Origin of the sequence: Janthinobacterium agaricidamnosum NBRC 102515 = DSM 9628 (assembly GCF_000723165.1) — a bacterium.
In the GTDB taxonomy this organism is placed as follows: Bacteria; Pseudomonadota; Gammaproteobacteria; order Burkholderiales; family Burkholderiaceae_D; genus Janthinobacterium; species Janthinobacterium agaricidamnosum.
The window spans coordinates 2,477,533-2,494,147 of the sequence record NZ_HG322949.1 but is presented as its reverse complement, the minus strand read 5'-3'; the positions used below and the strand labels follow the sequence as shown (position 1 = coordinate 2,494,147).

The following is a 16,615-nucleotide window of genomic DNA, read 5'->3' as shown; positions in this document are numbered from 1 at the left end:
AGGAGTAGGAATATGTTAATGTACATTGACCGCGTCAGGTTGCACATTGGACGTTTTGTCCTACCCTGCGCCTGGAGCGGCGGAATGTATTGACAGACGAAAACAATTTGAGAGACGCCTACTATGTCAACCATCAATACCCCCGCAGTCAATTCCTCGGCAGACTTTTCCCCCACCACCATCGGCAACGACGCCAGGCAGATCAACGCCGACCATGACGGCCAGATTTCCCCCGGAGAAATCGCCATCGGCGTGGTGATCGGCCGCGCCTCGGAATACTTCGACTTTTTCGTCTACGCCATCGCCTCTGTATTAGTGTTTCCCTCGGTATTCTTTCCGTTTGAAAACCGGCTGGAAGGCACTTTATATGCGTTCGTCATCTTTTCATTCGCCTTCCTGGCCCGCCCGATCGGCACCGTGATTTCAATGGCGGTGCAGCGCCGTTTCGGACGCGAAGCCAAGCTGACGCTGGCCCTGTTCCTGCTCGGCATTTCCACCGCCGGCATCGCCTTCCTGCCGACTTACTCCCATCTGGGCTTCGCTTCCATCGTGCTGCTGTCGCTGCTGCGCATCGGCCAGGGCCTGGCGCTGGGCGGCTCGTGGGACGGCTTGCCGTCGCTGCTGGCCCTGAACGCCCCGCAAAACAAGCGCGGCTGGTATGCGATGCTGGGCCAGCTGGGCGCGCCGGTCGGCTTCTTCATTGCCGCCGGCCTGTTCTGCTACCTGACCGGCAACCTGAGCAACGCCGACTTCCTCGACTGGGGCTGGCGCTACCCATTCTACGTGGCATTCGCCATCAATGTAGTGGCCTTGTTTGCACGCTTGCGGCTGGTGTCCACCGATGAATACTCGCGCCTGCTTGAAGAACGCGAATTGCAGCCGACCAAAATCTTCGAAATGGCCCGCTCCCAAGGGCGCAACCTGATCATCGGCGCCCTCGCCGCACTGGCCAGTTATGCCTTGTTTCACCTGGTCACGGTGTTCCCGCTGTCGTGGATTTCAATCTACTCCAAACGCTCGATCAGCGACTTTTTAGCTATCCAGATGATAGGCGCGGCCTTATTGGCGGGCGGCATCATCATTTCCGGCCTGATCGCCGACAAGGTCGGCCGCCGCACCACGCTGGGTACGCTGGCGGTGACGATTGCCGTGTTCAGCGGCTTCGTGCCGACGCTGATGGATGGCGGCGACCTGGGCCAGGATATCTTTATCTTGCTGGGCTTTGCCTTGCTGGGCTTGTCCTACGGCCAGGCCGCCGGCGCCGTGACCGCCAATTTCCCATCGAAATTCCGCTACACCGGCGCGGCGCTGACGTCCGACCTGGCGTGGCTGGTCGGCGCCGGTTTCGCACCGCTGGTGGCGCTGGGCTTGTCGGCCCATTTCGGGCTGGCCTATGTCAGCGTCTATCTGCTGTCCGGCGCGGCTTGCTCGCTGGCGGCGCTGAGCTTGAACCGGGCGCTGGAAATCCGCGATTGATGTGATTTCAGCCGACAATAAAAAAATCCCCGCGCTCAGCTCTCGAGCGCGGGGATTTTTTTTTATACGGCAAATTATGCGCTGCGCCGTGTATCCTGCCCGGCCTCGCTGGCACGCACCACCGGCGCCGTCCTGCCCTTGCGGTACAGCAGCACGGTAGCGGCCAGGCCGCAGATCGCGGCGAAGGTCATCCATAATCCCGGCGCGGCCTTGTCGCCGGTCGCTTCGATCAGGCCGGTCGCAATCGCCGGCGTAAAGCCGCCGAAGATCGCCGTCGCCAGGCTGTAAGCCAGCGAAAAGCCGACGGTGCGCACGTCGACCGGCATCACTTCGGTCAGCGCCACCACCATCGCGCCGTTGTAGCTGGCGTACAGGAACGACAGCCACAGTTCGACGATCAGCATTTTCTCGAAGCTGGCTGCATGCACCAGCCAGCTCATCGCCGGATAGGCGCTGACGATGGTCAGCAGGGTAAAGCACAGCAGCAAAGGCTTGCGGCCGATGCGGTCGGACAACGCGCCCATCAGCGGCAGCCAGATGAAGTTCGAGACACCGATGCACAAGGTCACGATCAAGCTGTCGCTGGTGCTCAATTTCAGCACGCTCTTGCCAAAAGTTGGCGTGTAGACGGTGATCAGGTAAAACGATACCGTCGTCATCGACACCAGCATCATGCCGGCAATCACCAGGCGCCAATTGTCGACCATCGAGCGAAAAATCGCCTTCAATTCAGGACGGTGCTTGCGTTGCTTGAATTCCTCGGTCTCCTGCAGCGAGCGGCGTATCATGAACAGCACCGGCACGATCAGGCAACCGATGAAGAACGGCACGCGCCAGCCCCAGTCGCCCACTTGCTGGGGACTCAGCCACAGGTTCAAGGCATAACCGAGCGCGGCGGCGACGATGATCGCCACTTGCTGGCTGGCCGATTGCCAGCTGACATAAAAGCCCTTGCGGCCCGGCGTCGCCATTTCAGCCAGGTACACCGAAACGCCGCCCAGTTCGACGCCGGCCGAAAAGCCTTGCAGCAAGCGGCCAGTCAATACCAGCAACGGCGCCAGATAACCGATGGTGGCAAAGCCCGGCACGCAGGCGATCAGCACGGTGCCGGTGGCCATCAGCGCCAGCGTGACGATCAAGCCCTGGCGGCGGCCGACCCGGTCGACATAAGCGCCGAGCAAGATCGCGCCTAGCGGACGCATCAGGAAGCCGGCGCCGAAGGTCATGAAAGTCAGCATCAGCGACGCGAATTCATCGCCGGCCGGGAAGAACGTCTTCGAAATATGGGTGGCGTAAAAACCGAACAGGAAAAAGTCGAACATTTCCATGAAGTTGCCGCTGGTGACACGTAAAACCGTGCCGAATTTCGACTGGACAGGGGTAGAGAGTGTGGTCATGTAGGGTCTCGATCGTGTTTTTCCGGCAGCCGATGGCGTTGATGGCCGCCCTTTTATTGATTACTGCTTGATATCCAGTCCGCTGTGCAGCACGTCGGCCTGCGCCGCCGGCGACGCCAGATAACGTATCAGCGTGCGCGCCGCCTCGGGATGTTTCGATCCGACCGGAATGCCGGCCGAAAAGGTCGTCACGCTTTGCAATGGCTCCGGGATGCGGCCGACAAACTCGGCGCCGGCCACCGGCAGCAATTCACTGACTTGCTGCAAGCCGATCTCGAACTGGCCGTCGGCCACCACCGACGCCACCGGTATCCGCGCCACCATGCGCGCCTTGGCCTTGACCTGGTCTTCGATGCCGAGCTTCTTGAACAGCGTGCTTTCGATATAGACCCCGCTGGCACTGTCGGAATACGCGATCGACTGGGCGTTCAACAATGCCGCCTTGAACGCTTCGGCGCTGGAAATATCCGGCCTGGCGCTGCCGGCCTTGACCGACAGGCCGATACGCGATTCGGCCAGGTCGACCCGGCTGTCCGGCAAGACCTTGCCCTGCCTGATCAAATCGTCCAGCGCGTAGCCGACCATGATGACGACATCGGCTTCTTCGCCGCGTTGCAAACGATTCGGAATGGATTCGGGGGATTTGCCCATCGACGGCCCCCAGATGATATCGAGGGTATCGCCGCTGGCGGCTTCGAATTTGGGCGCCAGGGCTTTATAGGCGGCGGAAAAACCGCCGGAATTCATGACCTTGATTTGTTCCGCTTGCGCTGTGCCGAAACACAGCACCAGGCTGGCCGCAGCGGCGGCAAGCAGGCGCGACACTGCTGTATTCTTTTTCATTCCACTGTCTCTTGCTGTTTATTTTATGACTAGATTGAGCCGGCTTTTTGCTCGCTCAAATTGCTGAGCTTGCGGGCGCATTATTACAAACGAAATTTATAAAGTAAAATGCATAATTCCTTGCAATTGATACCTGCAAGGCATCAACCAATCAACTTGTGAGGCCCGATGGACCAGCTGCTGTTCGATTTGAATGATTTGCAGGCGATGGTGGCGGTAGTCGACCAGGGCGGCTTCCGCAGCGCCGCGCTGGCCTTGAATATTTCGCAGCCAGCGCTGTCGCGCCGGATCGCCAAGCTGGAACAAGCGCTCAATGTGCAATTATTCGAGCGCACCACGCGGCGCGTCGCGCTGACGCTGGTCGGCCGCGAGTTTTTTAACAAGGCGCAGGAAATTCTCGACGGCGTGCAGCGTTCGCTGCACAACATCAGCGATATTTCACGCAGCCATTACAGCCAGGTCACCGTCGCCTGCGTGCCGTCGGTGGCGCATAATTTCCTGCCGCCGATCTTGCAGCGTTTCCACCAGCACTACCCGCGCATCCGCATCCGCATCGTCGACGAGGGCGCCCACGAAGTGCTGAACCATGTGGCGCGCGGCGACGCCGATTTTGGCGTGAACTTTCTGGGGGAGCACGAAAAAGGCATCGATTTCGAAGCCATCGTACTGGAGCGTTTTGTGCTGGCCTGCCTGTCCGACCACCCGCTGTCCAGCCGCGACGCGGTGACCTGGGACGATATCGCGCAATATCCGTATATGACAGTCGGCAAGTCCAGCGGCAACCGCATGATGCTGGACCAGGCCATGGCGCCGGCGGAACGGCGGCCGCCGTCGTTTATCGAAGTGCGCCACGTGACGTCGCTGCTGGAAATGGTCAAGGCGCGACTGGGCATCGCGGTGGTGCCGCAACTGGCGCTGCCGCACGATAATCCGAGCGCGCTGAGGGCGGTACCGCTGGTCGATCCGGAAATCACCCGCACGCTGGGCATTATCCGGCGCACCGGACGCATATTATCGCCAGGCGCGCAAGAACTGTATCACATGCTGAAGGAAGCGCTGCCGGAACATGAACGTTATCCGGCTTTCATTCGCGGCTGAAAAACGCCACCAGTTTCGGTATCACCTGGCCCGGCGCCTCTTCCATCAGCCAATGGCCGGAATCTTGCACCAGCACGCCGTCGAGATTGCCGGCCATCAGCCGTGCTTGTTCGATCAGGAAGCGGCCGGACGCCTTGTCGCCGCTCAGCAGCAGCATCGGCATCGTCAGCGGCGTCCGGGCAAAGGCGGCAAACTCCTTGGCGTCTTGCTCGAAATTGCGGAAATATTCCATGCCGGCGTGCATATGGCCGGGCTTGGCGTATTGCGCGGCGTAAAAGCGGCGGTCGGCTTCCGGCAGCGATTTCGATGGATCGGCCGCAAAGTCGTTCCAGAAATGTTCCAGGTAAATCCGTTCGCGGCCCTGCACCAGCGCTTCCGGCGTCTTGCCATAGAAATGGAAATGCCACAGGTCGCACATCAGCCAGACATTCGTCCAGTCGCCGATGCCGGGCAGGAAGGCGTCCATCAGCGCATGCATGTCTTGCGCTCACCCAGACCGGCCCGGATCTGCTTCCTTAATGTTATATCAAGGAAGCATTATATTAAGGCAGCGTTTTTTCAGAGAGCGGCATGCCCTTCTGACCGGCATAAAACACGATCAATTCCACCGGCTGGTCGCCGGTCACGCCACGATGGACTTCGCCGATTGTTTCATTGACCGCCTGCCCCGCCTTGAAAACCTCCTTCTGGCCGGTGTCCTTTTTCTCGAGCGTCAGCTCACCGGACAGGATGTAACCGGTATTCGGCATCGGATGGGTATGCCAAGGCAATTGCGAGTGCGCCGGAATGCTGATTCGCAATACCGTGATTTCAGGCGTGCCGGCGGGATAGGCCTGGTACTGCTGGCCATCCCAGGCGGCGCTGCTCTTCGAGATGGTTTCCACCTTCACGGCTGGCGCGGCATCTTTTGCCTGCACAGCGCCAAGCAACAGCAAGCCGGAGATACCAAGGGATACAGTCGTTCCTGCTTTCGATATAAAACGCATCAATTCAACTCCATTGTTTGTAAAGTCAAGCTACGGCGCCAGCCTGAAAACGGATACAGCCAGCGCCCACGGCGATGCCGCGACAGCATGGTCGAACCGGCTCACATCGATACCATCATATAGAAACAATTTTCCACACGGAATAGTTCGACTGGCAACAATCAACAGAAAAACGGCCTTATTTTCATCGCCAACAAATACATTTGTCCAAATGTATTTATAATAGGAAGTACTTTCCACCCTCATCCCCCCACCCCCACATGCAACACTCGCACGACATCCGTTCCGCCTTCAAACGCGAATTCGCCACGCCCGGCCTCTGGCAGGCACGCATCGTGGTGGTCGGCGCGGCGGCCCTGGCCGGCCTGACCGTGGTCGGGTTTACCTGGCTGGCGGAAGGGGCGCTGGCTTGCTTCATGCACTTTGCCAGACAGGCATGGTGGATGCCGCTGTGTTGGACACCGCTGTGCTGCGCGGCGATCGTCTGGCTGACGCGGCGTTATGCGGCCGGCGCCGCCGGGTCCGGCATTCCGCAAGTAATGGCCGCGCTCGACCCGGCGCTGGAGCCGGGCCAGCGTCGGCTGTTCGTTTCATTGAAATTGAGTTGTGCCAAGATCGTACTGACCGCGTCCGGCTTGCTGGGCGGCTTGTCGCTGGGCCGCGAAGGCCCGTCGGTGCAAATCGCCGCCGGCGTCATGCTGGCGATGCGCCGCTTCTTGCCGCAAAATGCACTGGTCAGCGCCCACGCGCTGCTGGTGGCTGGCGGCGCGGCCGGCATCGCCGCCGCGTTTAATACACCGCTGGCCGGCGTCATGTTCGCCATCGAGGAATTGTCGCGCGCGCCGGAGCAGCGCAACAGCGGCTTGATCGTGGCCGGCATCGTGCTGGCCGGCTTGATCGCGGTATCGTTCTACGGCAACGCCACCCACTTCGGCGTGATCCATGCCGGCCCGATCGGCCTGGCGTTGCTGTGGCCCGGCTTACTGCTGACCTTGTGCTGCGGCGTGGCGGGCGGCTTGTTCGCCCGTTTGCTGCTGGCCTCGCTGGGCGGCGCTCCGGCCGGCCGGGTCAGCCGCTGGCGCGCCGCCCATCCGCTGCTGTTCGCCGGCCTGTGCGGCTTGCTGGTGGCAATCATCGGCGTGGCCAGCGGCGGCGCCACCTACGGCAGCGGCAACGAAGCCACCCGTACCATGCTGGAAGACGGCGCCATGCCCGGCGCGTTCGTGCTGTTCAAATATGCGGCGACCTGGCTGACGGTCTGGTCGGGCGTGCCGGCCGGTATCTTTGCGCCGGCGCTGTCGATCGGCGCCGCGCTCGGCCACGACATCGCGCTGCTGACCCATTACCCGCATGCGCCGGCGCTGATCGCGCTGGGCATGGTCGGTTTCCTGGCGGCCACCACGCAAGCGCCGCTGACCGCCTTCATCATCGTCATGGAAATGGTCGACGGCCACGGCATGGTGCTCAGCCTGATGGCGTGCGCAGTGGTGGCCAGCACCTTGTCGAAGGTGCTCGGCCCGCCGCTGTATGGCGCGCTGGCGCAACTGCAATTGCGGCGCTTGCCGCAAGCGCCAGCGGATTAAAGATCCGCCAGCGGGGTCTTGGCGTTGCGCTCGTCGGCGCGCAATAACACGATCAGGCTGGCCAAGTCTTGCTCCAGACGGCCCAGCGTGGCTTGGTCCAGGCTATCGAGCGCGGCCGGCAACACGCCGCTGAACGGCGCCGGCGCGCTGTCCAGCACGCTCTGCCCGGCGGGCAAGGCCAACAAGGCCACCGCGCGGCGGTCGTCTTCGCGCCGTTCGGTGGCGATCAATTGCCGTTCGATCAGCGATTTGACCAGGTTGCTGGCGGTCGATTGCTGGATATCGAGCGCGGCGGCCAGGTCGTTGATGCCGATGCCGGGGCTCGCGCTGATCTTGCTCAACGCCCACAATTGCGCGCCACCGATGCCGGCATCGCGCTCGATCTGGCGAAAGTGATCCTTGACCGCGTTGAACAGCATGCGGAACTGGCGCAACACGCGCACCGATGGTTCCGATGGCGGTTCGGGCGAAATAGGGGCGGGAGCAGGAGAGGCAGGCATAAGTCGCATGATATAGGATCTTGAGGAACTATAGGATCTTGAGGAACTATAGGATCTTGACGAACTATAGGATCTTGACGAACTATAGGATCTTGACGCCCCCAAGGAAATCGCACGCGGCCAGTCTCATTAATCGGCATGCTCCCTAGCGCCGCCATCGCCGCCTAAAAAAGTATAAGGGCGCAGCATATCGCTGAACAGCATCCGCGGCCGCGCGTGCGGGTATTTACCGAATGGCTGGCGGAACTGTGCAAGGCGCATCCGCACATCATGGCGATTCCGGCCGGACCGCATCGTCCGGCGGCGGCGTGGCCGGAGCCGCTGGCGCCGTGCGGTCGGGACCCGGCATGACTTGCTCGGCGTCGGACGGGAACGGCGCCGTCGGCGCAGCAGTTGCGGCGGGCACGGCCGGGACGCCCCCTTCCGGCTGCAAGTCGCCCGGCTCTTCAACAGCCTCTTCCGGCGGTTCTTCCGGCTTGAGCGGCGCCGGACGGTGTCCGCCCGGGAAGATGGCGTTGCGGTCCAGCTTGCCGCTATCGATCGCGGTCTTGAAGAAATCGCCGACCAGCAACACCGCATTGTGGCCGCCCTGCCCCCAATAATTGCTGCGCATGGTCACTCGCGCATCGTTGAAGCCGACCCACGCGCCCGCCACCAGGTTCGGGTGCATCAGGATGAACCAGCCGTCGGCATTATTTTGCGTGGTGCCGGTCTTGCCGGCCACGTCGCTATTGATGCCGAAGCGGTAGCGGATGCCGGTGCCGGTACCGCGATTGATGACGCCGCGCATCATGTCGATCAATTCGACGGCGGACGTTTCCGACAGCGCGCGCTCGGTCTTGTCGCTGCTAAAGCTGGCGATGGTCTTGCCGCTGCGGTCGGTAATATGCGTGACGAACACCGGCTTGCGGTATGCGCCCTGCGCGGCGATGCTGGCATAGGCGTTGACCATTTCCAGCAAGGTCACCGGACTGGTACCCAGCGCCAGCGACGGCACCGCCTGTAATTTACTGTCGCGGATGCCAAGCCCGCGCGCCAGCTTGATGATGCCCGGCAAGCCGGTGTCTTGCATCACTTGCGCGGTAATGGTGTTTTTCGAGTAGATCAAGCCGTCGCGCATCGGGATCTGCTGACCGCTGGTGCCGCTCATGTCGGTCGGCCGCCAGATCGTGCCGTCGGCCGCCTTGATGTCGAGCACGGCGTCGCGGTACAAATGGTCCGGCAACAAGCCTTTTTCCAGCGCCGCGCCATACACGATGGGTTTGAAGGTCGAGCCGGGCTGGCGCGCCGCTTGCGATACGTGATCGAACTGTTCGCGCTGGAAATTGCGGCTGCCGACCCACGCCTTCAACTCGCCGCTGGCCGGGTCCATCGCGACAAAACCCGCTTCCAGCCGCGACTTGGCTTCATGCAATTGGCTAATGAAATTGCGGTCGGCCTTCAAGCGCTTTAATACCTCGGCCGGCGCTTCGCCGCCCTCGACCGCCTTGCGGTAGGACGCCGATTCGCGCACCACGGCATCGGCCAGCGCGCCATGCGATTGCCAGAAATAATCGAAGGGCTTGATGCCGCCATGCATTTCTGCAAACGTGCCGGTCGAGGTCGAACCGGTCAGTCCGGGCCGGCTCCATTCCACGTCGGCGATCATTTGCAGCGCATTGCCTTGCCGTTCGACCGCCTTCATCGCCGCCGTTTGCAGCGCGAAATCGAGCGTGGTGTGCACCACCAGGCCATCGAGTTGCAAGTTGTAGTCGTTTTCATCGGCCCAGTCCAGCAGCCATTTGCGTACATAGGCGGTGAAATGGGTGTCGGTCTGGCTGCGCTCGGTTTGCCGCGCAAAGTGCAGCCGCAGCGGGCGTTTCAGCAATTCGCGGTAACGCGCTTCGGTGATCACATCCTGCTTGCGCATCTGGCCCAGCACCACATTGCGGCGCTGCACCGAGCGTTCCGGATTATTCACCGGATTGTAGTAATTGGTGCCCTTCAGCATGCCGACCAGCGTCGCGCTTTCCAGGATGTCGAGCCTGGCGGCCGGCTTGTCGAAATACGTACGCGCCGCCATTTCGATGCCGAACGTGTTGTACAGGAAGGGCACGGTGTTCAGGTACGCTTCCAGGATTTCCGTCTTGCTGTACGTCGCTTCGATCTTCAGCGCGGTAATCAACTCCTTCAGCTTGCGGTTCAGGTTGCGCGAACGGCCTATTTCCTCTGGAAACATATTGCGCGCCAATTGCTGCGTAATCGTCGAACCGCCCTGCGCATCGCCCTTGGCGCTGGCCAGCATGGCGCCGCCGATGCGGTGAAAATCGATGCCGTGATGGTCATAAAAGCGCCGGTCTTCGGTCGCGATCAATGCGCTGACCACTTGCGGCGCAATCTGTTTCAGCGTCACCCGCTCTTGCAATCCTTCATCGAAACTGGCCAGCAACTTGCCGTCCGCCGACACTACCGTGCTCGCTTGCGCAATGCGCGCCTGGCGCAAGTCGGCAATGCCGGGTGTCAATGGAATCAGGATGAGCAGATAGATCAGCAGCAAGCCGCACAGAGCGCCGCCACCCCACACCAGCAGCAGCAAGGCACGGCGGGCCGGCGGGCGGCGCATCAAATGTGCATGGCCACGGACATACAGCGCCTGGCAGCGCGTTGCGGCGGCACGCGCCCATTCCGGCAGACGCCAGCGGCCGGCCGCCTTGTTATTCTTATTCTGTTGATCCATTCCGATACGATGCCTGTCGATAATTACTGTTAATCCAATCGACAAGTATACCCGAGCGTGCCATGCCGCCGGCAGCGATGGCAAGATGGCTGGCGCACTGGATAGATTATGCTTGCAAGAAACACCACCTGCCGCCAATAATCGCCGCATCGCCATTCTGTCCACCCCATGAAAATATTGCGCCGTCCTTACCTGCGTCCTTACCTGCTGATGCTGGCCTTGCTACTGTTGAGCGGCTGCGCCGCCGTCAAGGTCGAATCGATTTCGCCGGCCGACTATCTGCAGCAGCGCCGCGGCGACATCTTGACCACTGGCAAGCTCAGCTCTTCGGCGCAGGAGGTATTGCGCGTGATCGGCAGCGAACCGGAAGCGTGCGCCGGCAATGCGCCAGCCTGCCGTGGCGAGCTGGCCAGGTCGGACGGTTTGTCGGATGAACAGCGCCTGTCCGCGCTGGCCGAATTGTGGCTGGGCAGCGCGCTGGCCGCCGAGCGCGATAGCGCGCCGGACAGCGATGCGACGCTGAACGCCTGGCTGGAAACGGCGCGCCACGCGTATGCCTACCTGTTTTTCACCGCGCGCACGCCGGGTCAACGGGCGTTCGAGGAGCGCCAGACCCAGATCCGCGATTATTACAATTACGCGGTGCAAAAAGCGGTCGGCAATATGTTCCGCCGCGCCGGCGGACGCAAGCCGGACGGCGCGGTCAGCCACGTGGCAGGCTGGTCGGTCGACAGCGAACTGTCGGCGCTGCGCCTGCCGCAGGACGGCGGCGTTCCGCAAGAACTGGTGGCGGCCGCGTCGCTGAAATTCTCCGGCTTGCGCAATGTGTACCGGCGCGACGGTTTTGGCGCCGAACTGGTGGCCGTGATGCCGCGCCCCGCCCAGGACGACGAGACGCCGCAGCCTTACCTGGAAAACCAGTTTCCGGTGATTACCGCGCTGATCCGCTTCAGCGGCGACACGCTGGAGCAAGTACTGGCGACGCGCGCATTGATGGTGTTGCTGGTCGATCCCTACCGCACGGCGTCGGTCAAGATGGCCGGCCAGCAATTGCCGGTGGCGGCCAATTTCACCGCCGGTTACGGCTTGTGGCTGGCGCGCTCCGGTTTTGCCGGCCAGGCGCTGCGCACGCTGTTTGGCCGCGCCGATGGCTTGAACCGGCCGCAAGTATTGCTGATGCAGCCCTACGATCCCGAACGGCGCACCATCGTCATGCTGCATGGCCTGGCCAGCAGCCCGGAGGCGTGGATCAATGTGGCGAATGAAGTGTTGGGCGACGAACAATTGCGGCGCCGCTATCAAATCTGGCAAGTGTATTATCCGACCAATGCGCCGCTGGCGGTCAACAACCTGGCCATTCGCCAGGCGCTCGAAGCGACGCTGCACAGCGTCGATCCATCCGGCAAGGCGCGCGCGTCGCACGACATGGTGCTGATCGGCCACAGCATGGGCGGTGTGTTGTCGCGCCTGCTGGTGTCGCGTTCGGACCAGCAATTGCTCGACGCGGTCGGCGCCGAATACAAGCTCAGCGGCAAGCAGGCGGCCAAGGCGCGGACCAGCCTGGCGCCGTATCTGCAATTCGAGCCGATGCCGCAAGTGTCCAGCGCCATCTTTATCGCCGCACCGCACCGCGGCACCTCGTTCGCCAACCACCGGGTGGCGCGCTGGATCGCCAACCTGGTCACGTTGCCGCTGTCGATGCTGGACCAGTTGAGCGACGTCAGCCGCACGCTGGCGCAACTGGGGCCGGGTCAAACCAGCCATGAACCGCTGCGCATACCAAACAGCATCGACAACCTGAGCGACAAGGATGGCTTCGTGCGGCTGGCGGCCGATCTGCCGATCAGCCCGCGGGTGCGTTATTACTCGATCATGGGCAACGATACCCCTGCGCTGCCGCTGCAAGCATCGAGCGACGGCGTGGTGCCGTATACCAGCGCGCACCTGGATGGCGCGCTATCGGAAAAAGTGATTCCTTCGTGGCACAGCGTGCAGGAAAATCCGCAAGCGATTTTGGAAATTCGCCGCATCTTGCGCCAGCACTAGCCTTAAAACGTTTTGTTAGGCGCTCTCAATAATCCGGCCGATGAAAGTGAAAACCAGATAACTATTTTAATTTACATCAAAAATTATCAATATTTCTTTCCGCTGCATCGTGCGGGGCTGGACGATATTATTAATATCACATAAGCTCTTCATTTTGATTCGGAAAAGATACTACGATGCAAACAGCACAATTAAGTATTATCGGCATGGATCATGAAGGCTGCGCCGATGAAGTCAACCAGGTATTGGAAGCGGTCGATGGCGTCAGCACCGTCAGCGTATCGCTGATACAGCAAGCCGCCAGCGTCTGCTTCGACGAACAGCGCGCTTCACAGCTGCAATTACTGACGGTACTGAACCAGGCCGGTTATCCGGCCGAAGCCGCATAAGCGCGCCCCGCAAGGCGCCGGCAAGTTTGCGCTATCAACCTGCTCGTTTCTTGACGATACGAGACAGATAGCCGATGACGACGAAAAAACTTGCTGGTCGCCTTGCCATCGATCGCCGGCACCGCCTTGCAGCGGTGCGTCGTCCGGCATCAGGCAGTGCGCAGTGGATACCTCATGCGCCAATAGTGACCAGGCCGCCAGCCTTCACGCCATACAGCACCGCGTAGGCCAGCAGATTGGCGCCGCCCATCCATAAGCAGGCCCGTGCGCCGCTCTGGAACAGGAAGGCCATGCTCATCGCACCTACCCAGGCCGGGAAAAACATCAGCAGCCACGGCAAGGTATAACGGACATGATCGCCGCTGAGCAAGACTGCAAGGCCGATCACGGCGACCGCCAACGGCAGGCCAAGCACCAGCGCGGCCAATGATTTAAGCCACATGCGTCACCCGCCGCCAGGCATCAACATACGGCAGCGCGACCAGGGCCGGCATCCATGCCGACAAGGCGATAAAGACGCCACAGAAAAAACCGCTGGCCAGGACCGCCAGCCAGACCGACACGACGGCAAACACCCCGGCGCCGGCCCGCAACAGGCGCGGCCACTGGCGCGCGCGTACCCACAGTGACTGATGTTGCGAAGCAAGATAGAAGCATGACGCAGCCAGCCATGCAGCGGCGATAACGGTCACTACCATGGAAAGGCGCGCGCCACCGAGGAGCCAAAGATATCGTGCTTCATAAGAACATTAACTTTCATAAACGATCAGGCGGCCCAAGCCGATAATCCACATCGCAAGATTGCAAAAGCATGACGAAACAGGCCGCGAAATGTTTAACAGATTGATTGATAATCGTAAAAACTTAGCCTTGATGGTATTGCAGGGAGCTTAGTCAAGCCAGGCAAATAATATCAGCATGGCGAAGATGGCCGATACCGACGATACGCATATTTTCGTAAAAGTGCCGGTCTCAGCAGCACCGGCCTTGGCCGGCGCTGAAGTCAGTTGCGTCAGATGAGCGACTAACGGTGCAGGCGCCAGCGCTGAAGACGCCAGGTCCCGGGCGGGAACCGGTGCGATGTGTTCGGCACCGGCAGGCACATCCAGGGGAGCGGAGAAAATATCCTGCTCGACGAGAACTTCCGATTGAGATGGCATCATCATCGCCTCAAAGGTGGAAAGTTTATACGGAGACCACGGTGCTTGCATTGGCGATCACGGCACTGCCACAAGCGGTATGGCAACCATGCAAGATCACGGCAATTCCCCCCTCCAATGTGGCGCCGCCTCCTTCGATGATAGGGTTATCGCCATGCAAGGGGCAACTGACCATATCGCCAACCCGCGCCGCACGCTTGCCATTGACCGGGAAATTGCCGCTGACCTTGATCACCTTGCCACCGTGGGTGGTCGCATCGCCTTCACGGCAAACCGGGCGCGCCATCTCAGTTATCCTCTGAAACGCGCAGCTTCCCGAAACCCGGGCGCGGCCAGAACGGACGCTGGATGGCGGCGTCCTTCTTGATCTGTGCGGCGCTCGGCGGCGTCACCAGCAGCAAGGTCGCGCCATCGTCGCGCCGCATATTGGCCACCAGCGTCGCCCCGCCCGACTGCCGGCCAGCCATCGTCGCCAGCGCCACCGCGATAAAAGGACTGCCGGCGCCGATATCGCCGAGGATGCGTGCCAGGTCGTAGCCCTGCCTGGGATCGAGCAGATTGAAATTGTCGTCTATCGCTTGCAAGCTCTGTACCAGCGGCAAGAAACGCGCCGCGCCGTTACGGTCATCCAGCACACTGCCGTAATCGAAAAAGATCCGCGCCGGAGATTTGCCGCCCAACGGCGCCAGCGCAGCGCGCAAGGCCGCTTCCATGCGCATCCGTCGTTCGGCCGGTTTGACCGGCTGCCCATGATCGTCCAGATAAGACACCACTTGCGGCCGGTATAAAGTACCCAGGTTTTCCAGATGATCGTACTGATCGATCTGGAATCGTGTCCATGGCTTGGGGATAAAAGGCGTCGGCACGAAAGGCTGATCCGGCTCCTTGTTCCAGCCGACAAACTCGGACCGGTTGCGGGAAGGTCCGGCAGGCCAGTTTTTTATGGTCATATTGTCTTCCACCAAGGGCGCGAACGACCGCAGCCAGTCGATGCGGCCACGCCGTATCAGGGTCAGGAAGGTCCAGCTATCGGTGGGCGTACGGACATTTTTGGGGTGGTAGGCCAATTCGGCCATGTCGTTAAATTTAGGCCGGTCGTTAAAGTAATAACGCCCAGTCCGTTGAAACGCACCATCCTTGGCCGCCACACCGACGGCAGGCAGATCGCCATGCTCGTCAAACGTCATGAAAATGGTATTCCAGAGCTTGTCGGGATTGTCGTTCAAATAGGAATTCATCACTTGACCGCTCTGGGTCAGGAGACCGGCAAACTCGCCTTCAGATGTGTAGGGTTCAGAATCTTTCGTCACGACAAAGCTATCGGCGTTTGATTCGCGCACTTTGTGTTTGTCGCTTTCTTTATTCGAACCCTGCAAAGCGGGCCCTACAATCGCTATCGGAAGTGGATAGCAATCCATAAAATCGCGCATCGCGGTCTCTACAGCGTCCTCCTTGCGTTTCGCACTCATCATTCCTGACGATTCAATATTATGAGGGTATTGCTGTGGATCTTGTGAAATGATGTAAGCACCATTTCCCTCATCAACGGCCTTCCACAAATTGAGTTTCGGGTAGCCTGGATGATTCCTCCATGTCTCGACACTGATGCCAACACCGACAATTTCCAACGATTCAATTCCTGTATTACCACTTTTCTTTATGGATGACATGAAATTATCATTCTCCGTAAATATTGATATCGGCATAGCACAGGCCAAGAAGGGAAAACTAAGCACCGTGCAAATAATATGCCACATTATTCTATGAAAATTTCTTGAATGCTGCCTCGCAATAAATTTCTTTAACTGCACATTTTTAAAAACACACATTTCCATCATTTTAATTATCTCCATAGACATATTTTTCTTTTCTTGCACTTGCTTCCCGTGTAGTCTCTGATTTGACATGCGGTTCCAAATTTTTTAATGTGCACTCTTTGACCATATCTGGCAGACTTCCCGGATTTTTTCCAGAAATAGCATAATAGTTGTAGTTTTCCTCAATAATGATGCGCTCAGCGGTATCAATTTCACTCGAATCATTCAACAATATCAATAGATCCTCGGCCGGTGGAGAAAATGAAGGATCTTTTTTGTTACTGGAAGGGTCAGATGCGGCCTTCCCAAACCAATTCGTCCGCCAATCCGCAACCGCCCGCAAAAACCGGATCCAGGTCAAATCGCCATCTTTCAAAATATCGCTGACGCCTATGCACAGATCATAGGCGGTGGCTTTTTCGGAGTGCATCGGATTACTGACGATACTGGAGTGGTAAGAGTTTTTGTCGAAGGTTCCCAGCCAGCGGGCCTTGGCTTGCTCAGGCGATTCATCGGCCAACATGCCGTCCTTGCCTTTGCCTTTGTACGGATTGGCGACGGCAATCGCCGCATCGATCGGCGAATTGAGCATCTGGCCAGGTCC

17 protein-coding genes are annotated in these 16,615 nt (G+C 59.9%); 5 read left to right on the top strand and 12 right to left on the bottom strand.

Annotation, left to right across the window (positions count from 1 at the left end; all coding sequences use genetic code 11):
• The first annotated feature begins 123 nt into the window (after window positions 1-123).
• Window positions 124-1,476, top strand: a complete 1,353-nt coding sequence (locus GJA_RS10695; RefSeq protein ID WP_038491910.1) for an MFS transporter — start codon at window positions 124-126, stop codon at window positions 1,474-1,476.
• A gap of 74 nt (window positions 1,477-1,550) precedes the next feature.
• Here GJA_RS10695 and tcuC read toward each other — a convergent pair whose 3' ends face one another.
• Window positions 1,551-2,873, bottom strand: a complete 1,323-nt coding sequence (tcuC, locus tag GJA_RS10690) for an MFS transporter (RefSeq protein WP_038491906.1) — start codon at window positions 2,871-2,873, stop codon at window positions 1,551-1,553.
• A gap of 60 nt (window positions 2,874-2,933) precedes the next feature.
• Window positions 2,934-3,716, bottom strand: coding sequence for a substrate-binding domain-containing protein (locus GJA_RS10685; RefSeq protein ID WP_038491903.1), 783 nt, complete (start codon window positions 3,714-3,716; stop codon window positions 2,934-2,936).
• A 168-nt stretch (window positions 3,717-3,884) separates the two neighbouring features.
• Between GJA_RS10685 and GJA_RS10680 the strand changes: the two genes are divergently transcribed.
• Window positions 3,885-4,814: a LysR family transcriptional regulator gene (locus GJA_RS10680; RefSeq protein ID WP_051780641.1), complete on the top strand. Its 930-nt coding sequence runs from the start codon at window positions 3,885-3,887 to the stop codon at window positions 4,812-4,814.
• On the opposite strand, the gene GJA_RS10675 is transcribed toward GJA_RS10680, so the two are convergent.
• Together GJA_RS10675 and GJA_RS10670 are read right to left on the bottom strand one after the other, a co-directional pair.
• Window positions 4,801-5,292 (bottom strand): alpha/beta fold hydrolase, encoded by a 492-nt coding sequence (locus tag GJA_RS10675; protein WP_422567908.1) that lies wholly within the window; start codon window positions 5,290-5,292, stop codon window positions 4,801-4,803. The two genes, GJA_RS10680 and GJA_RS10675, sit on opposite strands and share 14 nt — an antisense overlap.
• Window positions 5,293-5,356: 64 nt before the next feature.
• Entirely contained in the window at window positions 5,357-5,800 is a 444-nt protein-coding gene (locus tag GJA_RS10670) for a cupin domain-containing protein (RefSeq protein WP_038499444.1), read from the bottom strand.
• A gap of 260 nt (window positions 5,801-6,060) precedes the next feature.
• On the opposite strand from GJA_RS10670, the gene GJA_RS10665 reads away from it, so the two are divergent.
• Entirely contained in the window at window positions 6,061-7,383 is a 1,323-nt protein-coding gene (locus GJA_RS10665) for a chloride channel protein (RefSeq protein ID WP_038491901.1), read from the top strand.
• On the opposite strand, the gene GJA_RS10660 is transcribed toward GJA_RS10665, so the two are convergent.
• Together GJA_RS10660 and GJA_RS10655 are read right to left on the bottom strand one after the other, a co-directional pair.
• Entirely contained in the window at window positions 7,380-7,883 is a 504-nt protein-coding gene (locus tag GJA_RS10660; RefSeq protein WP_144241484.1) for a MarR family winged helix-turn-helix transcriptional regulator, read from the bottom strand. The two genes, GJA_RS10665 and GJA_RS10660, sit on opposite strands and share 4 nt — an antisense overlap.
• A gap of 268 nt (window positions 7,884-8,151) precedes the next feature.
• Complete coding sequence (locus GJA_RS10655; protein WP_081905336.1) at window positions 8,152-10,599, bottom strand: penicillin-binding protein 1A; 2,448 nt, start codon at window positions 10,597-10,599, stop codon at window positions 8,152-8,154.
• Window positions 10,600-10,767: 168 nt separating this feature from the next.
• On the opposite strand from GJA_RS10655, the gene GJA_RS10650 reads away from it, so the two are divergent.
• On the top strand, window positions 10,768-12,645 hold the full coding sequence (locus GJA_RS10650) for an esterase/lipase family protein (RefSeq protein ID WP_051780639.1): 1,878 nt from the start codon (window positions 10,768-10,770) through the stop codon (window positions 12,643-12,645).
• A 176-nt stretch (window positions 12,646-12,821) separates the two neighbouring features.
• Window positions 12,822-13,034, top strand: a complete 213-nt coding sequence (locus GJA_RS10645) for a heavy-metal-associated domain-containing protein (RefSeq protein ID WP_038499435.1) — start codon at window positions 12,822-12,824, stop codon at window positions 13,032-13,034.
• Window positions 13,035-13,206: 172 nt separating this feature from the next.
• On the opposite strand, the gene GJA_RS10640 is transcribed toward GJA_RS10645, so the two are convergent.
• The 6 genes from GJA_RS10640 to GJA_RS10615 form a co-directional block, all read right to left on the bottom strand.
• Window positions 13,207-13,476, bottom strand: a complete 270-nt coding sequence (locus GJA_RS10640) for a hypothetical protein (RefSeq protein WP_038491895.1) — start codon at window positions 13,474-13,476, stop codon at window positions 13,207-13,209.
• Window positions 13,466-13,732, bottom strand: coding sequence for a hypothetical protein (locus GJA_RS10635; RefSeq protein ID WP_038491892.1), 267 nt, complete (start codon window positions 13,730-13,732; stop codon window positions 13,466-13,468). The genes GJA_RS10640 and GJA_RS10635 overlap by 11 nt, the downstream gene beginning before the upstream one ends.
• Before the next feature lie 192 nt (window positions 13,733-13,924).
• Window positions 13,925-14,245: a hypothetical protein gene (locus tag GJA_RS10630; RefSeq protein ID WP_144241483.1), complete on the bottom strand. Its 321-nt coding sequence runs from the start codon at window positions 14,243-14,245 to the stop codon at window positions 13,925-13,927.
• Window positions 14,220-14,480, bottom strand: a complete 261-nt coding sequence (locus tag GJA_RS10625) for a PAAR domain-containing protein (protein ID WP_038491886.1) — start codon at window positions 14,478-14,480, stop codon at window positions 14,220-14,222. Before GJA_RS10625 ends, GJA_RS10630 begins: the two co-directional genes overlap by 26 nt.
• A gap of 1 nt (window position 14,481) precedes the next feature.
• Window positions 14,482-16,071: a type VI lipase adapter Tla3 domain-containing protein gene (locus GJA_RS26130; protein ID WP_167541097.1), complete on the bottom strand. Its 1,590-nt coding sequence runs from the start codon at window positions 16,069-16,071 to the stop codon at window positions 14,482-14,484.
• Window positions 16,034-16,603, bottom strand: a complete 570-nt coding sequence (locus tag GJA_RS10615) for an effector protein Tle3 domain-containing protein (protein WP_038491883.1) — start codon at window positions 16,601-16,603, stop codon at window positions 16,034-16,036. Before GJA_RS10615 ends, GJA_RS26130 begins: the two co-directional genes overlap by 38 nt.
• Between the last annotated feature and the right edge of the window lie 12 nt (window positions 16,604-16,615).